12 protein-coding genes are annotated in these 20116 nt (G+C 71.1%); 4 read left to right on the forward strand and 8 right to left on the reverse strand.

The window, feature by feature from the left end; translation table 11 throughout:
- Nucleotides 1-61: 61 nt before the first annotated feature.
- The 3 genes from U5N23_RS10110 to U5N23_RS10120 form a co-directional block, all read right to left on the reverse strand.
- A complete protein-coding gene (locus tag U5N23_RS10110; RefSeq protein ID WP_322592677.1) occupies nt 62-1456 on the reverse strand; it encodes a hypothetical protein in 1395 nt (464 codons plus the stop codon).
- A gap of 114 nt (nt 1457-1570) precedes the next feature.
- Nucleotides 1571-3133, reverse strand: a complete 1563-nt coding sequence (locus U5N23_RS10115) for a glycine betaine ABC transporter substrate-binding protein (protein ID WP_322592678.1) — start codon at nt 3131-3133, stop codon at nt 1571-1573.
- Nucleotides 3134-3187: 54 nt separating this feature from the next.
- A complete protein-coding gene (locus U5N23_RS10120; RefSeq protein ID WP_322592679.1) occupies nt 3188-3976 on the reverse strand; it encodes a hypothetical protein in 789 nt (262 codons plus the stop codon).
- Nucleotides 3977-4115: 139 nt separating this feature from the next.
- Here U5N23_RS10120 and U5N23_RS10125 point away from each other — a divergent pair, with 139 nt between their 5' ends.
- The 3 genes from U5N23_RS10125 to U5N23_RS10135 all read left to right on the forward strand — a co-directional run bounded on the left by U5N23_RS10125 (nt 4116) and on the right by U5N23_RS10135 (nt 14051).
- Nucleotides 4116-4838: an alpha/beta hydrolase gene (locus U5N23_RS10125; RefSeq protein ID WP_322592680.1), complete on the forward strand. Its 723-nt coding sequence runs from the start codon at nt 4116-4118 to the stop codon at nt 4836-4838.
- A 278-nt stretch (nt 4839-5116) separates the two neighbouring features.
- The gene (locus tag U5N23_RS10130) at nt 5117-5251 is read left to right on the forward strand and encodes a hypothetical protein (protein WP_322592681.1); all 135 of its coding nucleotides are present in this window, start codon (nt 5117-5119) and stop codon (nt 5249-5251) included.
- 226 nt (nt 5252-5477) lie between these two features.
- Entirely contained in the window at nt 5478-14051 is an 8574-nt protein-coding gene (locus U5N23_RS10135) for a GH36-type glycosyl hydrolase domain-containing protein (RefSeq protein ID WP_322592682.1), read from the forward strand.
- A 65-nt stretch (nt 14052-14116) separates the two neighbouring features.
- Here U5N23_RS10135 and U5N23_RS10140 read toward each other — a convergent pair whose 3' ends face one another.
- Entirely contained in the window at nt 14117-14962 is an 846-nt protein-coding gene (locus U5N23_RS10140) for a hypothetical protein (RefSeq protein ID WP_322592683.1), read from the reverse strand.
- A gap of 372 nt (nt 14963-15334) precedes the next feature.
- Here U5N23_RS10140 and U5N23_RS10145 point away from each other — a divergent pair, with 372 nt between their 5' ends.
- Entirely contained in the window at nt 15335-15952 is a 618-nt protein-coding gene (locus tag U5N23_RS10145; RefSeq protein WP_322592684.1) for a hypothetical protein, read from the forward strand.
- Between the two features lie 13 nt (nt 15953-15965).
- Here U5N23_RS10145 and U5N23_RS10150 read toward each other — a convergent pair whose 3' ends face one another.
- The 4 genes from U5N23_RS10150 to U5N23_RS10165 all read right to left on the reverse strand — a co-directional run bounded on the left by U5N23_RS10150 (nt 15966) and on the right by U5N23_RS10165 (nt 19928).
- Nucleotides 15966-17663 carry a hypothetical protein gene (locus U5N23_RS10150; RefSeq protein WP_322592685.1) on the reverse strand — a complete coding sequence of 566 codons (1698 nt, stop codon included), beginning with the start codon at nt 17661-17663 and terminating at the stop codon, nt 15966-15968.
- 1034 nt (nt 17664-18697) lie between these two features.
- Nucleotides 18698-19162, reverse strand: coding sequence for a hypothetical protein (locus tag U5N23_RS10155; RefSeq protein ID WP_322592686.1), 465 nt, complete (start codon nt 19160-19162; stop codon nt 18698-18700).
- A gap of 94 nt (nt 19163-19256) precedes the next feature.
- Nucleotides 19257-19454, reverse strand: a complete 198-nt coding sequence (locus U5N23_RS10160) for a hypothetical protein (protein ID WP_322592687.1) — start codon at nt 19452-19454, stop codon at nt 19257-19259.
- A 9-nt stretch (nt 19455-19463) separates the two neighbouring features.
- Nucleotides 19464-19928, reverse strand: coding sequence for a hypothetical protein (locus U5N23_RS10165; protein ID WP_322592688.1), 465 nt, complete (start codon nt 19926-19928; stop codon nt 19464-19466).
- Nucleotides 19929-20116 lie beyond the last annotated feature (188 nt).

Below are 20116 nucleotides of genomic sequence, written 5' to 3' on the forward strand. Positions count from 1 at the left end.
ACAGTGCCGTGGCACGGCAAGGCGAACCAACTTATCGTTTGCGGTTGAAGACAAATCCGTATCAGAGCACGAAGGTCTCGCCTGCCCGTGCCCGTGCGCACAACCACGGAAACAGCTGGTCCGCACCGTCCACGATGGGGCTGAACACGGTGCATTCATCGTGCGCCCAGAAGTAGATGCCGCCAGCGCCTGGCCCCTGCGTGCGCAGCACAAAGCAGTCCGAGGCGTTCTCGGCGCCCACGATGGGCAGCATGTGCTGCGGGTCGATGCCGCTGTCGGCGATGGCGCTGCGGATCTCCTCGGCCAGCTCGGGCGAGCTGTCGTCGTGCAGGCTGAGCCAGCCCAGCAGCTCTTCGTGCTTTTCGAGCGCGGCCGGAATGCTGAGCAGCGTGTAGGTCTCCTCATGCTCGCCATCGACCACGGTGAGCTGGTGCCGCTCGGGCTGGCTGATCCATTGCAGGTAGGCGTGCGATGGCTGGGGAAAGCGCCGCAGCAGTTGTTCGAGTTCGATTTCGGAAGCGGGGGTGCCCGTGGCGTAGTCGAAGCGCAGTTGGCGGACCCGCTGGCTCTGCGCGTCGCGCGCCTGGGTCTGTTGGCGCTCGACGAACTCCCGGTAGCCTGGTGATTCGAGCACTTCGGGCATCTGCAGGTGCCACTTCAGGTGGGTCTCGTAGGCCTCGGTGTTGCGCTCCAGTTGCAGCAGCGCCGTCACTTTCAGCTGCTGCAGCTGGCCAGTGCCATGGTTCGTGGCATCGGCGATGGCCAGGGCCTGCATCGCTTGCTCAGGATCGCCGGCAATGCACAGCAGGTACTCAGCGACGGTCTGCGCGGCAGCAGCCAGTTGCGATGCCGGGTGCCGGTAGCTGTCGCCAAAGCTGTACATGGCGTCTGGCTGCGCGGCGTTGGGGTCTGCAGATTGGTGGATGATGAACCTGGCGTGCTCGACCGCTGCAGCCCAGTCGCCGCTGGCGGCCGGGCCGGAGTGAGCCCGCGCCCGGTTGGCGTGGGCACGCCGGGCTGCCGTGTGCCAGTACCACGCCTGCCCGCTGTGGCGGCAGCGGTGCAGGGCCGCCAGGGCGCTCTCGTGGTCGCTGCATTCGGTGTGCAGCGCCGCCAGGTCCATCAGGCACTCGTCCTCGGTCTTGGGGCGGTGGTCCAGCAGGTCCTTGGGGAAGAGGGCCAGGCTGTCGTGCACGACGACCTCCTGCCAGCCTCGCCGGGCAAGGGCCTGGCGCAGGTCCACCAGGCGCTGCAGCACGGCCTGGGGGCCGCCCTCGGGGGCCAGGCGCAGGTCTTCCACCATTTTGAACTCGCGGTCCGAGGCGCGCGCCTCCTGGCGCTTCCAGTAGGCGTGGCCGTCGTAGCCATGCGGTATCAGCGTGATCTTGATCAGCAGCGGAGCCTTGTTGTTGCCGCTTGGTGCGGCCTGGAGCCAGTGGCTGGTGTAGGTGGTCATGCGGGGGCAAAGCGGTGCAGGCAGGCCATCGGGTGGCGAAGCCGCCATTGAAGCACCGGCCAGCGGCCGCGCGCGCGGCGCGGTGTGACGCATTTCACGCGCACGGCGCCTTTTTCAGCCGGCCGAAGCGGGCTGCCTTCGAAACACCCGCTCCACCACCTCGAACACCACCTGCAAGAGGACCGCGAGCCCGGCCGAGGGAATGGCCCCCGCGAGCAAGGTGGTGCCGTCGTTGAGCGCCAGCCCCTGCGCAATGCGCTCGCCATAGCCACCCGCGCCGATGAAGGCGGCGATGGTGGCGGTGCCCACGGTCATCACGGTGGCGGTCTTCACGCCTGCAATGATGACCGGCAGGGCCAGCGGCAGCAGCACCAGGCGCCAGCTTTGCGCGGGCGTCATGCCCAGCGCCACGGCGGCCTGCTGGGTGCCCTTGGGCACCTGCATCAGCCCCACGGCGGTGTTGCGCACGATGGGCAGCAGGGCATACAGGCTGAGCGCCACGATGGCCGGCACGGTGCCGATGCGGCCCAGCAGCGGGATCAGCGCCGCCAGCAGGGCCAGCGAGGGCACGGTCTGCAGCAGGCCGACAAAACCCAGGATGCCCTGGCCCAGCCACGCCCGCGCAGCGGCCAGCGTGCCCAGGGGGATGCCGATGAGCACGGCGATGCCCACCGACACGGCCACCAGCCACAGGTGGTCGCGCGTGAGGCGCCAGAAGTCGCCGCCGAAAATGGCGCTGGACAGGGAAGGGCGGGCCTGCGCCGGGGCTGCGCTGGCCGCACCGGTCGGCGCAGCCGCCGCCGTGGCCTTGCCGGCCAGGAAGTCGGCCGCAATGGCCGGGAACGCCTGGCCCTGCAGCTCGGCCTGCGCATTCATGGCGATCATGCGCGTGACGTCGATGCGGCCTGCGAGCGCGGCGATCTGGCGCCAGGCCTGCGGCGCGCGCGTGGGCAGGTCGGCGCGGTAGAGCAGCACCGCGTCGTAGCGCGGGAAGTAGTTGGCGTTGTCCTGCAGGGTGACCAGCCCCAGGTCGGCGATGCGCGCGTCGGTGGTGTAGATGTCGGTCAGGTCGATGCGCTCGGAGGCCAGCGCCTGGTACGACAGGCCGTGGTCGATGGAGGTGGGGCGCTGCGGCAGCTGGTAGCGCCTGGCCAGGCCCGGCCAGCCGTCTTCGCGGCCCAGGAACTCCTGCGAGATGGCGATGCGCAGGTCGGGCGCATTGCGCAGGTCGCCCAGAGTCTTGAGCTGGTGCTTGCGCGCCACCTCGGCGCTGGCGGCCAGCGCGTAGCCGTTGGCAAAGCCCAGCGGCACGCCCATGGCCAGGCCCATGTCGCGCAGCTTCTGGTCGATGACTTCCCTGGACGACCCGGTGGGCAGTTTCAGGATCTCGCGCTCCACGGTGCCCAGGTACTCGGGGTAGACGTCGATGGAGCCGGTCTTGAGCGCCTCGACCACCACGGCGGTGTTGCCCAGACCCTGGCGGTGCTCGGCCGTGGCGCCGCCCTGGCGCGCGGCCTGGGTGATGACCTCGCCGAGGATGTAGCTTTCGGTGAAGCGCTTGGAGCCGATGGCCAACTGCTCGGCGGCCGCGTGAAGGGGCCAGGCCAGCAGGAGCATCAAGAGCAGCAGAGTGGTGGAGGCGGCGGCGGTGCGCCAGGACAGGCGGGCAGGGTGCATCGGTGGATTCTGCGCTGCTTTGCCTGCGGGGGATCGCCAGCGCGGCTGCGGCGCTCAGGGCCTGGCCACTGCGCCGGGCCGGGCGTTGCGGTCCGCCAGCGCCTGGGACAGCCGGGCCTTGGCCTTCGAGGCCTCCTGGCTGGCGCTGTGTACCTTGCCAAAGAGCGCCAGGTAGCGGTCCAGGGTGGCCTGGTCGCGAAACAGCAGTTTCACCGGCGGACCCTGCTCGACATGGTAGCCGCCGGGAATGCTGTCCATGAAGTCCAGCAGTGCCGCGATGCCCGCGACGGCAGCGGTCTCTCCGGCCACCAGGCTCGCCACGAAGTCGTCGATGAGTCCCAGGGCGCGTTCGAATCCGCTCGCAGTGGGCCCGTAGGCGAAAGGCGGCAGCTGCGGCTCAAGGGCCTTCATCTCGCGCCGTGCACGGGCGTTGGCAGCTGCCATCTGGGTGTTGTAGGTGCCAATGATCTGGCGCCAGGTTGTCAGCCGGGCCCGCGTCCGGCTGCGGCTGTCGGCCGATACCAGCGAGGCCGGGGTCAGCATGGTCTGGGGCTGCAGGGCCGCGATGTCCCGGGCGTAGGTGACTTCGATCGCATCCGTCTGCCGGCGGTAGGCCGCCTTCACCAGCATGAACGGCTCCATCATGCCGATGCGCGCGTCCTTGACCTCCTGGTCGCTGACGGAGCCGCCCGCGTTGATCTTGTCGTGCAGCGGGGCCGCCTTGGCCATGGAGTCCAGCGCCTCCTGCTCTTGCGAAGTGGAGGCAGTTGCCGCGGCGTGCGCCGCTGCCGTGGCCAGGAGCAGGGCTGCCAGCAAGGCGCGCAGTGTCCACAGGGTTGTCATGGTGTCGGTTCTTCCTCTCTCTTTGGCCGCCATTGTCACCCGCGCGAGCGCGCGCCGGGCTCACGCCGCTGCCGGTCTTACATCCACATGGCTGAGATGCTGACAGGCCCTGGCACGCCCCTGCGGCCACCATGTCGGCATGGACACCAGCCTCCACGCAACCCGCGCCCAGCAGCCACCCGGTACACCGGCAGGCGCCGAGCAGGCCCACGGCTTTCAGCGGCCCGCGCTGCTGGTGCTGCCCGGCTGGGACGACGATGGCAGGGCCCAGTACGACGCGCTGCACCGCGACCTTGGCGCTGATGGCTGGCAGTGCTGGCGCGCCAACCTGCCCGATGCGCAATGGCCCGCCGCCGAGCGTGCCGCAGTGAGCCGCGAGGACACGCTGCGACAGGCACTGCGCGACTACCAGCGGCTGCATGCGCAGGTACGGCCCGACGGCATGGGGGTGCTGGGCTTCAGCTACGGGGGCTACATGGCCGCCCTGCTGGCGGGCATGTACCCCTTCGACTGGCTGGTGCTGAGGTCGCCTGCGATCTACCGCGATGAAGACTGGTCCACCCCCAAGGACGACCTGGACAAGCGCGCGCTGGATGCCTACCGGCGCCAGGCGCACCTGCCCAACACCAACCGTGCGCTGGCGGCATGCGCGGCCTTTCGGGGCGATGTGCTGCTGGTGCATTCGGAGCGCGACCAGGTGGTGCCGGGCCCGGTGGCAGAAAGCTATGCCTGGGCCTTCGGCAGTGCGCGCTCGCTGGAGCGGCACATGCTGCTGGGGGCGGACCATGAACTGTCGCAGGCTCAGTGGCGCCAGACCTACCACCGCATCGTGCTCGATTGGCTGCAGCGCAGACGGCGGTGAAACGCGGGCCAGGGCGCGCCCGTTTTTGCGCCCACCGGCACCTTGCAATCGCGCCGAGCGCCCCCACATGGTGCTGTCGAAGAACTGCCGCTCAAATCACGTCCCGCCGCTGGACGCCTGCGTTCTGCAGACCTTTTCCCTTCCTCCACGCACCTGTCTGCGCCCTCCATCGGGGGTGCCGGCGGGTGCTTGAACGCCCCATCCGCGCCCTGCGCCGGGTGGCTGAGACCATTGCGCCCGCCAACCCACGGGGCGTGTTCCAAGCGAAGGAGCCTTTCATGGCAGGAAAAGAACAGAAACGCGGCAACAAGGAATCGAAGAAGCCCAAGCAGAAGCCGGTAGCGGTGGTGGACCCCATCGCCCCCGCGAAGCCCGGTGCCCCACCGCCTCTGCGCGCAGGCAAGAAGGGCTGAGCTCCATCACAGGGGCCACTGCGCCCCTGGCTGCACGCTGTTCCCTTCAGGCACCGGGCTTGATGGGAGCGCGCAGCGTTCGGCCTCGCGCGAGCGCTCAGGCCTGCCAGCGTGGCAGCACGCTGCCCCCTCCGACGCGGACGGCCTGGCCCGTCCGTCCCCCTTTTTGCTGCAGCGGGCAGATCACGAGGCACAACGCGGCCCCGGGGTGCCCCGAAAGGCGCCCATGCTTGTTGTCGATGCCCTGTTGTCTTCCCTCTCCCATGCCGTGCGGGGCGCAGCCGCGCCCCCGTGGAACGGCACCGCCCCCGTGCGCGAAGAACTGTTCGGCATGGAGCGCCTGGAGCAGCATGCGCGCAGCCTGGCCGCCGCCCAGCAGGTGAGCCTGCGGCCGCCCTCGGTCCCTTCGCTGCACCGGCGCCTGCGGTCCAATGCCAGCCAGTTGCTGGCCGCGTACCGGGCCAGCGCCGCCGAGCTGGAGTCAGGGTCCAGCGTGGTGCCCGCCGCCGACTGGCTGCTGGACAACTACCACGTGGTGGAAGAGCAGATCCGCGAGATCCGGGTCGACCTGCCGCCGGGCTACTACCGGCAACTGCCCAAGCTGGCGCAGGGGCCGTTTGCCGGCTACCCGCGCGTGTTCGGCATTGCCTGGGCCTTTGTCGCGCACACCGACAGCCATTTCGATCCGCTGGCGCTGCGCCGCTTCATCGCCGCCTACCAGCAGGTGCAGCCGCTGATGATCAGCGAGCTGTGGGCAGTGGCCATCACCCTGCGCATCGTGCTGGTCGAAAACCTGCGCCGGCTGGCCGACCAGATCAGCGCCGGCCGGGCCGACCGCGCCGATGCCCAGGCGCTGGCCGACCGGCTGCTCGCCTCGGGCAGCGCGCATTCGGCCCTGGTGGGCGACATCGGCACGCGCGCCAGCGGCCCGCTGTCGGAACTGTTTGCGGCGCAGTTGGCCAAACGCCTGCGCGACCAGGACCCGCGCACCACCCCGGCGCTGCAGTGGCTGGAAGAGCGGCTGCAATTGCAGGGCACCAGCGTGGGCCTGGTGATCGAGCACGCCCAGCAGCGCCAGGGCGCATCGAACGTGAGCGTGCGCAATGTGATCACCAGCATGCGGCTGATGTCCGACATCGACTGGGCCGAGCTGGTCGAGGGCATGGGCCTGGTGGACGCGCGCCTGCGGGGTGGCAGCGGCTTCGCGGCGATGGACTTTGCCACGCGCAACCTGTACCGCAGCGCCATCGAGCAACTGGCGCGCGGCTCTGACTGGACCGAGCTGGCGATTGCCGAGCAGGCCCTGGCCAGCGCGCAGGCGGCAGCGGCCGCCCAGGGCACCGGCGCCGGCCCCGCGCGCGCCAGCGACCCCGGCTACCACCTGGTGGCCGAAGGCCGGCCCGCGCTGGAGCAGGCCATCGGCTTCAAGCCGCCCTGGGGCTTTCGCTTCAACCGCTGGCAGACCCGCCTGGGCGTGCGCGGCTACATTGTTGCCATCATGGGCCTGGCGCTGGTACTGCTGGGCGCGGCCCTGTGGTGGGCCGGCATGCACGGCACGCACCCGGGCTGGCTGGTGGCGCTGGCGCTGGCCGGCTTTCTGCCCGCCACCGAGGTGGCCAGCGTGCTGGTCAACCGGCGGGTCACGCGGCGCTTCGGCCCCGTGGGGCTGCCGGGCCTGGCGCTGGACGATGGCGTGCCCACCCACCTGCGCACCCTGGTGGTGGTGCCCACGCTGCTGACCAGCGAGGCCGACCTGCGCGCACACATCGAGAGCCTGGAGGTGCACCACCTGGCGGGCGCGGGGGGCGACCTGTCGTTCGCGCTGCTGTCCGACGGGCTCGATGCCGCCACCGAGGTGGTCGACAGCGACGCCCCCCTGATCGCCATGGCGCAGGAGGCGATTGCCGCGCTGAACCTGCGGCACGGCCCGGCGCCGGGCGGGCAGCGCTTTTACCTGCTGCACCGGCACCGGCGCTTCAATGCCGGCGAGGGCTGCTTCATGGGCTGGGAGCGCAAGCGCGGCAAGCTGCACGAGCTCAACCGCCTGCTGCGCGGCGCCACGGACACCAGCTTCATGGCGCTCGATGGCGGGGCACAGCCCGACATCCTGCCCGGCGTGCGCTACGTCATCACGCTCGATGCCGACACGCGCCTGCCGCGCGACGCTGCGCTGCGCCTGATCGGCAAGCTGGCCCACCCGCTGAACCAGCCGACCTTCAGCCTGGCCGAGCAGCGCGTGGTGGGGGGCCACGCCATTTTGCAGCCGCGCGTGACGCCGGCCCTGCCCATGGGGCTCGAAGGCTCGCTGTACCAGCGGCTGACCTCGGGCCCTGGCGGCATGGACCCGTATGCCGCCGCGGTGTCGGACGTGTACCAGGACCTGTTCGGCGAAGGCTCGTACACGGGCAAGGGCATCTACGACGTGGATGCCTTCGAGGCCGCGCTGGCCGGGCGCGTGCAAGAGAACAAGCTGCTCAGCCACGACCTGTTCGAGGGCGTGCTGGCACGCGCCGGCCTGGCGTCGGACGTGGAGGTGGTGGAGGACTTTCCAGCGCGCTACGACGTGGCCGTGCAGCGCCAGCACCGCTGGACGCGCGGCGACTGGCAGCTGCTGCCCTGGGTGCTGGGCCGGCGCCACCAGGGCGCCACCCTGCCGGCCCTGGGCCGCTGGAAGATGCTGGACAACCTGCGCCGCTCGCTGCTGGCCCCGGCCGGCCTGTTGACCCTGCTGCTGTGCTGCGCGCTGCCCTGGCCACAGGCGCCCTGGGGCGTGCTGCTGGTGCTGGCGGCGCTGGGTGTGCCGGCATTTTTGCCGGGTATGGCCGAGCTGTGGGCCAGCCGCCCCGGCATCCGCGTGGCCAGCCATCTGCGCCTGCTCGTGAGCGACTTTCGCGTGGCGGTGCTGCAGACTGTGGCCGCCATCGCGCTGCTGCCCGACCACGCCTGGCGCGCGGTCGATGCCATCGTGCGCGCGCTGGTGCGGCTGTACGCCACGCATCGGCAGATGCTGGAGTGGAAGACCGCCGCGCAGTCGGCCACCAAACCGCGCCCGGGGCCTGCGGGCTTTTACCGGCTGATGGCCGGCGGCCTGCTGCTGGCCACGGTGCTGGCGGCTGCCACCGCCGTCTTCGCGCCGGAATCGCGGCCGCTGGTGCTGCCTCTGCTGGCGCTGTGGCTGGCGGCGCCGGCCCTGGCCTGGCGATCGAGCCGCCGATCCGTGCCCGCGCCGCAGAGCGCACCCGCGCTGGACAACGCGCTGGCCCTGCGGCGCATTGCGCGCCGCACCTGGCGCTTTTTCGAGACCTTCGTCACGGCGGCCGAGCACCACCTGCCGCCCGACAACTTCCAGGAAGATCCCAAGCCCGTGGTGGCGCGCCGCACCTCGCCCACCAACATGGGGCTGTACCTGCTGTCGGCCGTGGCGGCGCGCGACTTCGGCTGGGCCGGCGCCGTGCAGACCGCCGAGCGGCTGGAGGCCACGCTGGCCAGCATGGGCGCGCTGGCACGCCACCGGGGCCACTTCTACAACTGGTATGACACCGGCACGGCGCAGGTGCTGGCGCCGGCCTATGTGTCGTCGGTGGACAGCGGCAACCTGGCCGGCCACCTGATCGCGCTGGCCAATGCCTGCGAGGGTTGGGTGCGCGCGCCGCTGCCCGCCACCTGGGTGGCGGGGCTGGGCGATGCCGTGGCGCTGGCCCGCGAGGCGGTGCAGGGCGTGCCCGCTGCCCAGGGCGCGCAGGGCCGGCGGCTGCTGGCCATGCTGGCCGAGATCGACACCGCAGTGGCGGGCGGCGCCGTGGAGATGGGCCTGCCCGCCGTGCAGCGCCTGGCCGACAAGGCGCTGAAGGAGGCGCAGGACATCGCGGTGCCCGCCGGCAGCGTTGGCGATGGCGGGGGCGATGCCCTGCTGTTCTGGACTGGGGCCGTGCGTGCGCGCATCGCCGAACAGGGGCGCGATCTGCAGGCCACCGGAACGGATGCGCCCACGCTCGACCTGCGCTGGCAGGCGCTGGCCGACACGGCGCGTGCGCTGGCGCTGGGCATGGACTTCGCCTTTCTGCTCGACCCTGAGCGCAAGCTGCTGTCCATCGGCTACGCGGCGGTGGAAAACCGGCTCGACGCCAACTGCTACGACCTGCTGGCGTCCGAGGCGCGGCTGGCCAGCCTGTTCGCCATCGCCAAGGGTGACGTGGAGACGCGCCACTGGTTCCGCCTGGGGCGCACGGCGATCCCGGTGGGCAAGGGCTCGGCGCTGGTGTCGTGGTCGGGCTCGATGTTCGAGTACCTCATGCCATCGCTGGTGATGCGCGCGCCCGCGGGCAGCCTGCTGGAGCAGACCAACACCCTGGTGGTGCGCCGGCAGATGGCCTATGGCGCGCAGCAGGGCATACCGTGGGGCATCTCCGAATCGGCCTACAACGCGCGCGACCTGGAGTTCACCTACCAGTACTCCAACTTCGGCGTGCCGGGCCTGGGGCTCAAGCGCGGGCTGGCCGAGAACCTGGTGATCGCCCCCTACGCCACGGGCCTGGCCTGCATGGTGGATGCCACGGCGGCGGGGCACAACTTCGCGCGCCTGGCGCAGTTGGGTGCGCTGGGGCAGCATGGCTTCTATGAAGCGCTGGACTTCACCCGCAGCCGCCTGCCCGAGGGGCAGGCCGTGGCCATCGTGCGCAACTACATGGCGCACCACCAGGGCATGACCATCGTGGCCATTGCCAACACCCTGCACAGCGGGCAGATGCGCGAGCGCTTTCACCGCGAGCCCATGGTGCAGGCCTGCGAGCTGCTGCTGCAGGAGCGCATGCCGCGCCTGGTGGCCGTGGCCCACCCGCGCGCCGAAGAAACGCAGACCGGCCCCGCCGATGTGCGCGACGACCTGCACGCCGTGCGGCGCATGGGCGCGCCGGGCGCGGGCGCGCCGGCCACGCACCTGCTGTCCAACGGGCGCTATGCCGTCATGCTCACGGCGGCCGGCACCGGCTACAGCCGCTGGCGCGACCTGGCGGTGACCCGCTGGCGCGAGGATGCGACCAGCGAGGACTGGGGCTCGCATGTCTACCTGCGCGACGCGCACAGCGGCCGCACCTGGTCCGCAGCGGCAGAGCCCTCGGGCCGCGCGGCCGACAGCTACGAGGTGGCGTTTGCCGAGGACCATGCGGCCTTCACCCGCCACGACGGCAGCATGACCACCACCACCGAGGTGATCGTGTCGGCCGAGGCCGATGGCGAGGTGCGCCAGGTCACCCTGGTCAACACCGGCCCGCGTGCGCGCGAGATCGACCTGACCTCGTATGCCGAGCTGGTGCTGGCCCCGCCTGCGGCCGACAACGCGCACCCGGCGTTCTCCAAGATGTTCGTGCAGACCGAGTACCTGCCCGAGTTCGGTGCACTGCTGGCCACGCGCCGTGCGCGCAGCCCGGGCGAGCCGGGGGTGTGGGCCGCGCATTTTGCGGTGGTGGAGGGCACGGTGATCGCCCCGCTGCAGTACGAGACGGACCGCGGCCTTTTCCTCGGCCGGGGCCGCACGGCGCGCAATGCGCTGGCCGTGCATGGCGGCGGTGCGCTGTCCAACACCGTGGGCACGGTGCTGGACCCGGTGTTCGCGCTGCGCCAGCGCGTGCGCATCGCCCCCGGCCAGATGGCCCGCGTGGCCTTCTGGACGCTGCTGGCGCCCACGCGCGAGGCGCTGCTCGACCTGCTGGACCAGCACCACGACCGCAGCGCCTTCGAGCGCGCGCGCACCCTGGCCTGGACCCAGGCCCAGGTGCAGCTGCGCCACATCGGCATCGGCGCCGATGCGGCGGCGGATTTTCAGCGCCTGGCGGCGCCCATCCTGTATGCGGACGCGCGCTTTCGCGCCCCGGCCGACGCCATTGCGCGCGGTGCGGGCCCGCAGTCGGGCCTGTGGCAGCACGGCATCTCGGGCGACCTGCCCATCGTGCTGCTGCGCATCGACGACATCGAAGACATCGCCCAGCTGCACCAGCTGCTGCAGGCGCACGAGTACTGGCGCATGAAGCGCCTGGGGGTGGACCTGGTGGTCATCAACGAGCGTGCATCGTCGTACGTGCAGGACCTGCAGATCGCCATCGAGACGGCCGTGCGCAGCAGCCAGTCGCGCCCGCGCCTGGGCGAGTCGCTGGCGCAGGGCGTGGTGCACACGCTGCGCGCCGACCTCATGGATGCGGCTTCGCGCGCGCTGCTGCAGTCGATTGCCCGCGTGGCCCTGGTGGCGCGGCGCGGCCCCATCGCCCAGCAACTGGCACTGATGCCCGCAGAGGTGCCCGAACCGGTGGCCAGGCCAGCGCCTGTGCCGACACCGCAGCCGCAGTACGAACCGGCCCCGGCGCCGGACACCACCGGGATCGAGTTCTTCAACGGCCTGGGCGGCTTCGACAAGGATGGCACGGAGTACGTGACCATATTGCGCGACGGGGCGACCACGCCCGCGCCCTGGATCAACGTCATCGCCAACCCGGGCTTCGGCTTTCACGTGTCGGCCGATGGCAGCGGCTACACTTGGGCCGGCAACAGCCGCGAGAACCAGCTCACGCCCTGGTCCAACGACCCGGTGAGCGACCCGGCGGGCGAGGCCTTCTTCGTGCGCGACGATGCCAGCGGCCAGCTGTGGAGCCCCACCGCGCAGCCCCTGCGCGGCCAGGGCACCTACACGGCGCGCCATGGGCACGGCTACAGCCGCTTTCTGCACGAGGCCCATGGCATCGCGCTGGAGCTGCTGCAGTTCGTGCCCATCGCCGACCCGGTCAAGGTGTCGCGCCTCACGCTGCACAACCGCACGGCGCAGGTGCGGCAGATCACCGTGACGCTGTATGCCGAATGGGTGCTGGGCACTTCGCGCGGGGCATCGGCCCCGTTCGTGCTGGCCGAGCGCGATGCGGACAGCGGCGTGCTGCTGGCCCGCAACCCCTGGAGCACGGCGTTTGCCGGCCGCGTGGCCTTTGCCGACCTGGGTGGCCAGCAAACGGCGTGGACGAGCGACCGCACGGAGTTTCTGGGGCGGCATGGCAGCCTGGCGGCCCCGGCGGCGCTGCGCGGCCAGGCCGTGCTGTCCGGCGGCGGCGTTGCGGGGTGCGACCCGTGCGCAGCGCTGCAGTGCACGCTCACGCTGCAGCCCGGGGAAACCCGGGAGGTGACCGGCTTCATCGGGCAGTGCGCATCGGCTGCCGAAAGCCTGGCCCTGGTGGCGCGCTACCGCCTGCTCGACGTGGATGCGCTGCTGCACGAGGTGGCGCTGCATTGGCGCAGCCTGCTGGGCGCCGTGCAGGTGCGCACGCCCGACCGTGCCATGGACATCATGCTCAACGGCTGGCTGCTTTACCAGACGCAGGCCTGCCGCGTTTGGGCGCGCTCGGCCTTCTACCAGGCCAGCGGGGCCTATGGCTTTCGTGACCAGCTGCAGGACGGCATGGCGCTGGCGTTTGCGCGCCCCGAGGAGACGCGCGCGCACCTGTTGCGCGCTGCGGGTCGGCAGTTTGCCGAGGGCGACGTGCAGCACTGGTGGCTGCCGCACTCGGGCCAGGGCGTGCGCACGCGCATCTCGGACGACCGGGTGTGGCTGGCGTTTGCCGCCGCCAGCTATGTGCAGGTGTCGGGCGACGCGGCGGTGCTGGACGAGGCCGTGCCCTTTCTGGACGGGCCGCCGCTGCAGGCGGGCGAGCACGATGCCTTCTTCCAGCCCATGCTGGCCGACGCATCGGCCACGCTGTTCGAGCACTGCGCGCTGGCGCTGGACCAGACCATGGCGCTGACCGGTGACCTGGGCCTGCCGCTGATGGGCACGGGCGACTGGAACGACGGCATGAACCGCGTGGGCCAGGAGGGCCGGGGCCAGAGCGTCTGGCTGGGCTGGCTGCTGGTGCGCACGGTGGCGCTGATGGCGCCGCTGGCGGATGCCCGCGACCCCGCAAGGGCAGCGCGCTGGCGCGCGCATGCCGAATCGGTGCGCGCAGCGCTGGAGCGCGAGGCCTGGGACGGTGCCTGGTACCGGCGCGCCACCTTCGACGACGGCACCTGGCTGGGCACGCACGATGCGCAGGAATGCCGCATCGACTCCATCGCCCAATCGTGGGCGGTGCTCTCGGGCGCGGCCGACCCGGCGCGGGCGCTGATCGCCATGGCCTCGCTGGGCGACAAGCTGGTGCTGCCGCAAGAGGGCTTGGCCCTGCTGTTCACGCCGCCGTTCAACGCCACGCCGCACGACCCGGGATACATCAAGGGCTACCCGCCTGGCCTGCGCGAGAACGGTGGGCAGTACAGCCATGCGGCCATGTGGGCCATCATGGCCCGCGCCCAGCTGCGCAACGACCCGCAGGCCGGCACCCGGGCGCACGCGCTGTTCGCGCTGGTCAACCCCATCCACCATGCGCGCACGCCTGCCGAGGTGGCGCGCTACCGGGTGGAGCCGTATGTGGTGGCGGCCGACGTCTATTCGGTGGCACCGCACACCGGGCGCGGCGGCTGGACCTGGTACACCGGCGCCGCAGGCTGGATGTACCGGGCCGGGGTGGAAAGCATCCTGGGCCTGCGGCGCGAAGGCCAGGTGCTGGTGATCGAGCCGTGCATCCCGGCCGAATGGCCGGGCTTTGGGGCGCGGGTCGATGTGGCTGGGGCCATCTACGCCATTGAATTCACCGCCACCGGCGCGCCCGGAGCGGGGACCTGGGTTGCCTCCGCGGATCTGGACGGGCTTGCGCTGGCGTGTGGCGCGGGGCCGCTGCGCGTGCCGCTCGTCGAGGGCGAGCACCGCTTGCGGATCGGGTTGCTGCGGGGCTGAGCGCCGGGGCCAGGGAGGAATCCCTGTGCCCTGTGGGTAACACGCCCGGGGAGATGGGCGCGTGATCAGCGAGCGCCCGCACCAGCACCGGCTCCTGCGCCTGCCGCACCGGGGCCGCCCACCCCCGCGCCCGCTGCGCCTGCCCCGGCACCGGGCGCGCCGGCTCCCACGCCTGCGGCGCCCGCACCGGAGCCCGCGCCGGGACCAGGCCCTGCGCTGGAGCCCGCACCCACACCCGACCCGGCACCTGCACCGCTGGCGCCGCCCGGGGATCCCGCGCTGACGCTGCCGCCCGAGCCGGTGCCGGACGGCCCTGGCGCTGCCGTGCCAATGCCCGTGCCGACGGCGCCCGGGGCACCGCTGCTCACGCCCGCGCCGCTGCTGGGGCCCGGGGCTGGGCCACCGGTGGATCCGGTGGAACCCGTGGACCCAGTCGTACCGGAGGTGCCGGGTCCTGTCGCAGTGCTGCCGGTACCCGTGGCACTGCCGCCTGGGGGGCCGACAGTGCCCGGCGTACCGGTGCTGGTACCCGTGTTGCCCGCGGTGCTGGTCGTGGGGCTGTTGCTGCTGCTGGGTACGGCCCCGGGGATGCTGGAGGTGCTGCTGCCCGGATTGCCGATGCTGGTGCTGCTGGGTATGCCACTGGGGATGTTGCCGGGGATGCTGGTGTTGCCGATGCTGCTGTTGCTGCTCGGCGTGCTGGGATCGCTCGGGGCGCTGGTGGTGGTGGCGGTGCTGGCAGGGCTGCCGATGGTGACGGTGGATGGCGTGGCCGGGCTGGCGCTGCCGAAGCCGCCCTGGGCCTGGGCCAGTTGCGCGGTGGCGAGCGCCAGCACGGAGACGGCGATCAGCGGGGCCGCGAGGCTGCGGCGCGAAGGGGCGCGTGAAGGGACGATAGGGGTGGCAAGCATGGGGGACTCCTTGGTGGATGGCGGTGGACCAGGGCCTGAACAGGCCCCATGCCACCATGCCTTCCATGCTGCTACCGGCGGGCATGCGCGGTGGTAGGGGCACAGGCGTGCGCCGGGTAGGACGTGGCGCCTGCGGCGCAGCCGGTGCCTCGTCCTGCAACACCTGGCTACGCCCTTGCGGTGCACGACGTCTCTGCAACGCCTTGTTGCGGATGTCTGGCGGGCAGATATGTCTGCGGGCACACAGCCTGCGCAGGTCACCGAGGTGCGCGCGGGCCACTGTCATATCTGACAGTTCATTGCCTTGTGCTGCGCCGATATGGTCGGGTCTTCACTGCTTTTGTTTTTTCTTTTTTTGAGAGACGACCCCCCATGAAGACCGCTTTTTCTTCCGTACTGAGTTGCCTGGCCGCCCTGGCCGTGATGGGCCCCGCAGCCGTGCAGGCGCAGGGGGTGCAGATCAATCTTGCGGCATCCCAGGTGGGTGTGGTGGATGGCCAGAATCTGCGCATCAACAATGTGGAGTACGCGGGCCGGCGCTACATCCTGGAGGTGCAGTGGAACCCGCTGGCCGCGACCTTTGTGCCCACCAGGGTGAGCGAGCAGGCGGCCTCGGGCCTGCTGTGCAATGCGCCGGTGTTCGCGTCCAACGCGCGGGCGGGCACGCTGATGCTGCAGGTCGACCCGGGCAACCGCGCAGTGCAGGTGTCGGTGGTCAACGATGGGCCCCAGGACCCCTGGAGCTTTTCGCTGTATGGCTGGCGCTTCGTGCACAACCAGACGGCCTATGCCCTGACACTCAAGCCCTCGGACGTGGACCCCAACACGGCGCTCATGAACCTGGCCAGTTCCAGCCTGTACAGCGTGCGCCCGCTGGCCCGGGGCGAGCGGCTGGTGGTGGGCACCATCAACAACCTGCCTGCAGGTTTCAATTTCAACATGCCCATCACCAGCGTGGTCTACGGCAACCAGACGACGGCCTGCCAGTAGGCGCAGGGTTCGGTCAGGCAGGGTTCCGGGGAGCTGCGGCGAGCAGGTACTCGGCCACCTCTTCCGAGAACCTGCTGCGGTGCGTGCCCAGCAGCACCGCCCCGTCGTCCATGCCCTCGGGGTCGGGCCGCACGCTGGGCATGCCATGGGCCACCAGGGCCTGGGCGCAGCCGACCCAGTCGCCGCCGGGGACGGGCGCGTTGATCGAGGCCCACGAGAGGGTGCCGATCACGTTGTCGCCAAAGCCGTGCAGGGCGCGCCAGTCGGCGCCGTGGTCGAGCAGAAAGCGGGCGAGCGGCGCGTCGCCGCGGAACACGGCCTGGTTCAGGGCCGAGCCATCCCAGTCGCCGCCGCGCTCTTCGATGGGCCAGCCCAGGGCGACCATGGTGCGCACCGCCTCGCCGCAGCCCTGGGCCGCGAGTTCGGGCAGCAGCCTGAGCTGGGTGGGGCCGAGCGTGCCGATGATGCCGGGGTGTGCTGCCTGGATGGCGCGGGCCGCCGCCTCGTCGGCGCGAGCGCAGGCGGCGATGAAGGCTTCGTCCGGAGCGAGCGCTGCGCCGCCGTTGCCTTGTGGGCCCTCGGTGGCGTCCTGCAGCAGCTGTGCCACCTCGGTCAGGCCGTAGCGCAGCGCCATGGTGCGGGCGGGCGTGCCGTCCTGGGTGCGGGCATCGGGCCGGGCACCGGCGGCCAGCAGGGCTGCGATGTGCGCGGGCGAGCGGCGCCGGCGGATGGCCCACAGCAGCAGCGAGCCCCATTCCGATGTGGGTGGGCCCGGCGGTGCTTCGTTGGCATCGCCGCCGTGCGCCAGCAGCAGCTGCAGGGTGGCCAGGTCATCGAGGTCGAGCACGCGGTACATGGCGTTGGTGCCGGTGATGCGGGCGCCGGCCTTGAGCAGTAGCCGGGTGCATTCAGGCTGGTCGAGCGCGTGGTAGAGCGATTCGTTGTCGTCGGGGTTGGCACCCGCATCGAGCAGCAGCCGGGTGAGTTCGGGGTCGAGGTTGCGGCCGGCGGCACCGTACAGGGCCGAGAGGCGCTCGCCCTCGGCCGGGGCCTGCAGCGAGGCCGGCGGCCAGCGGTTGCCCACCGACTGGTCGGGCGATGCGCCGGCGGCCAGCAGAAACTTCGCGCAGGCCAGCAGCCGCTCGCGGTACCCGGGCAGTTGCAGCAGACCGGAATGCGTGACCGCCACCAGCGGCAGCAACTGCAGCGGCCCGCCCGCGCGGTGCACCCAGCCGGGGTCCTGCGCGCTGGCCTGGCGCAGCACGGCCTCGTCGCCGGTGGCGCAGGCCAGCCAGGGGTCGCCCGTGCCGAGCAGGGCAGGGTGGTCTTCGAGCAGGCGCAGGGCCACCGCAGGCCGCGCGCGGTTCATGCCGCCGGAAATATCGCCCGCATAGACCAGGCCCAGCCAGTGCAGCAGGGCCTTGCCCGGGTCGTCGGCCTGGGCCCGGCGTGCGATGGCAAAGCCCTGCAGGTCGGCCCAGGAGGCAAAGCCGTATTCGCGCGCGATGCACGACTGCGCATCGTGCAGGCGCAGGCCCTGGGCGGTGAGGGTGGCGTTGCTCTTGCCTGCGGCGGCGGGCAGGGCGGCGCGAAAGCGCTCGAAGGCGGCAGCGTCGTTGCTGCGGTACAGGGCCAGGAGGTCCTTGGCCTGTTTCTTGAGATGGCCGATGTCGGGCCGGGCGGGAAGGCGCTTGTAGGGCGTCGTCGTCATGAAGAGTACCTCCGTGCATCAGGTGCCGATGGCCCGCAGATCCGGCTGCACAAAAGGCGGTGGATTGGCGTGGGGTGGAGGGCAACTGCAGCGTGGTGCTGGTGTTGTCCTCCTTGCAAGTGGGTTCTACCCTTTCCGCGGGCCCGGGGGCGGCTTGCACCGCGGGTGGGATGTTAGCTGATGTGGGGTGGTCTTCGTTTTGTTGTTGCGGCTGGTGTGTGTGGTTGGTTCTGTTCTTTTGCATGGGGCGGGGGCCGGGATGTGCGCCCGGCGGCGCAGTAACTTTCTCTTGCGTCGCCAAGAGAAAGTCACCAAAGAGAAGGCGACCCCGCTGCCCGTGTCCCCACTCGCCTGGCGGCGAGTGGGGCAGCCTGCGATGCTCGGTCCTGGGGTGCACCGCGGAACTCGCTGCGTTCCCCCTGCGGGTGAACTCCGCTCAAACAACCGCGGTGAGTCAGACAACGATGCGCGTGTCCTTCGGCACGCGCTCACCCCAGGCCCTGCGCTTCTCGGCACGGTCAGAAGGGGGTGGGAGCGGGCTCCACACGGGCCATCGCTTCGCTCGGCCCCAACTGCCTCGCTGCGCTTGGCCTGGGCAGAGCCATCACGCCCCAGCCGTCGGCAGCGCACCGCGCGAACCGACACCCGGCGCAGCTGCGCAGCAGCAGCCGTCTTTGTCCCCGCTCCCCACCCCTGCTGGCTGCGCCGAGAAGCGCAGGGGCTGGGGTGGGTGCATGTGCCGAAGGACACATGCACTTCGTGGTCTAGCTCGTCGATGCTGTCTGAGCGAAGTTCGAAGAACGCAGCGAGTTCATCGACGCCCACCCCAGGCCCGAGCATCGCAGGCTGCCCCCGTTCGCCCGACAGGGCGAACGGGGGACGCAGACTGGGGGTCGCCTTCTCTTTGGTGACTTTCTCTTGGCGACGCAAGAGAAAGTTACTGCGCCGCCGGGCGCACACCCCGGCCTCCGCCCTCGGCAAAAGAACAGAAGCAACCACAGCCACCAGGCCGCAGCAGCAACGCAACCCCGCTGCTACCCGTTCTCCAAACTCAACTCTGGCCATGAACTCAGCGGCGCCGGCCCGGTCGGCGGATCATCCGGGTCTGCAAGCGCGTTGATCGAAGGCCGCGGCGCCAGACACATCTGCAGGTACAGGTGATCGCGCAGCACCGCACGGCCGGGCCCGAACAGCACGGGTGGGGGCCTTTCGTCACCGGGCTCGAAGAGCACGTCGATCTCGACCCTGGCGCCCCGGGGCGGGTTCAGGAACTCCTGCGCAGCGGCGATGGCCTCGATCCAGACGAAGGCGCCGGCAATCTCTGCCGTGGCGAAGGCCCCAGAGGGCAGGTTCAGCCCGGAGTGGACCAGGGAGTAGTCGTGCCAGGCCATGTAGGGGTGCACGCCCGCGGCCAGGCAGACGTCGAGCGCGGCACGCTCTGCCATCGCGGCCTTGTCGTCGCTGTCGGCATCCTCGGGGTAGGCAAGCACTAAACGCATGGGTAAGGGGGGCTCCGGGTCAACCAGCCATCGTAGCCACAGAACCGGGGTGTGATCAATCAAACAATTGCCACTACTGCCTGTGCCACCGCACCTACACCGGTGCAGGCGTGGGGTGCGGCCCCACGGGTTCGGGTGGCAGGGGGTTGCCGGGCAGGGGATCGGGCACGGGGTCCACCGGGCCCATGGGGTTGGGGTGGGTGGCCGTAGTGGCTACGGCAGCACCCAGCAACTGCTGCAGCAGGGACGGAAAGTGGAACGGCATGGTCGTGGCCCCCTTCTTCATCATCATCACGCCACATCAGCGCGATGCGGGCGACGCAGGCACGTCGCTGGCGGGCGCGGTGGTCTGCATGGGGACGGCGCCGGTTGCTGTCGTCGGCCCCGTGGGTGCGGGTTGGTCCGTAGAGGGCAGGGTGGAGCCCGCAGGCGCACCCATGGTGTTGCGGCTGGCGTCCGCTGGCGTGTCGGCCGACTGGGGCTGCGCCTGGGCGGGGCCCTGGTTGCCGGCCTGCGCGGGGGAGGACGCCGTGGGCATCGCAGGCGCCATGGGGCCGCTGGTGGCGGCCGGTGGCGTGGCGGTGCCCGTGCTGCTGGCATCGCCTTGGGGGCCGAAGAAGTTGAACCCCAGCACGGCGGCGAGGGCGACGGCCACCATGCCGATCACCCACGCCATGGTCTGGCTGTTTTCGCGTCCGCTGGTGGGGGTGGGGTGGTCGCCCGGGGTGGAGGGGCGGGGCGGGGTGGGCGCAGGGGATGGGGTCATGGAGGGCTCCTGTTCTGGTGCTGGTGAGGGCCAGCCAAGCGGGTGGGGCGGGAAGGAGGCTGAAGGGGGCCCGGCTGCTTCCTGTCCCGCCATGGTCGCTGTTGCTCGGGCCGGGCGGTGTAAGACGGTCCCGCATGGCAGCGCCGGAACCCATCCAGCGCTGCGTGCCTGCTACCTGCCCGGGCGAG

Source organism: Acidovorax sp. (assembly GCF_034519795.1).
Classification (GTDB): domain Bacteria; phylum Pseudomonadota; class Gammaproteobacteria; order Burkholderiales; family Burkholderiaceae_C; genus Acidovorax.

Bases quoted from the DNA above. Each gene is read 5' to 3' on its own strand.
- U5N23_RS10160 (WP_322592687.1), bottom strand. From the start codon at position 19,454: ATGATGATGAAGAAGGGGGCCACGACCATGCCGTTCCACTTTCCGTCC.
- U5N23_RS10120 (WP_322592679.1), bottom strand. From the start codon at position 3,976: ATGACAACCCTGTGGACACTGCGCGCCTTGCTGGCAGCCCTGCTCCTG.
- U5N23_RS10150 (WP_322592685.1), bottom strand. From the start codon at position 17,663: ATGACGACGACGCCCTACAAGCGCCTTCCCGCCCGGCCCGACATCGGC.
- U5N23_RS10155 (WP_322592686.1), bottom strand. From the start codon at position 19,162: ATGCGTTTAGTGCTTGCCTACCCCGAGGATGCCGACAGCGACGACAAG.
- U5N23_RS10125 (WP_322592680.1), top strand. From the start codon at position 4,116: ATGGACACCAGCCTCCACGCAACCCGCGCCCAGCAGCCACCCGGTACA.
- U5N23_RS10165 (WP_322592688.1), bottom strand. From the start codon at position 19,928: ATGACCCCATCCCCTGCGCCCACCCCGCCCCGCCCCTCCACCCCGGGC.
- U5N23_RS10115 (WP_322592678.1), bottom strand. From the start codon at position 3,133: ATGCACCCTGCCCGCCTGTCCTGGCGCACCGCCGCCGCCTCCACCACT.
- U5N23_RS10110 (WP_322592677.1), bottom strand. From the start codon at position 1,456: ATGACCACCTACACCAGCCACTGGCTCCAGGCCGCACCAAGCGGCAAC.
- U5N23_RS10145 (WP_322592684.1), top strand. From the start codon at position 15,335: ATGAAGACCGCTTTTTCTTCCGTACTGAGTTGCCTGGCCGCCCTGGCC.
- U5N23_RS10135 (WP_322592682.1), top strand. From the start codon at position 5,478: ATGCTTGTTGTCGATGCCCTGTTGTCTTCCCTCTCCCATGCCGTGCGG.
- U5N23_RS10140 (WP_322592683.1), bottom strand. From the start codon at position 14,962: ATGCTTGCCACCCCTATCGTCCCTTCACGCGCCCCTTCGCGCCGCAGC.
- U5N23_RS10130 (WP_322592681.1), top strand. From the start codon at position 5,117: ATGGCAGGAAAAGAACAGAAACGCGGCAACAAGGAATCGAAGAAGCCC.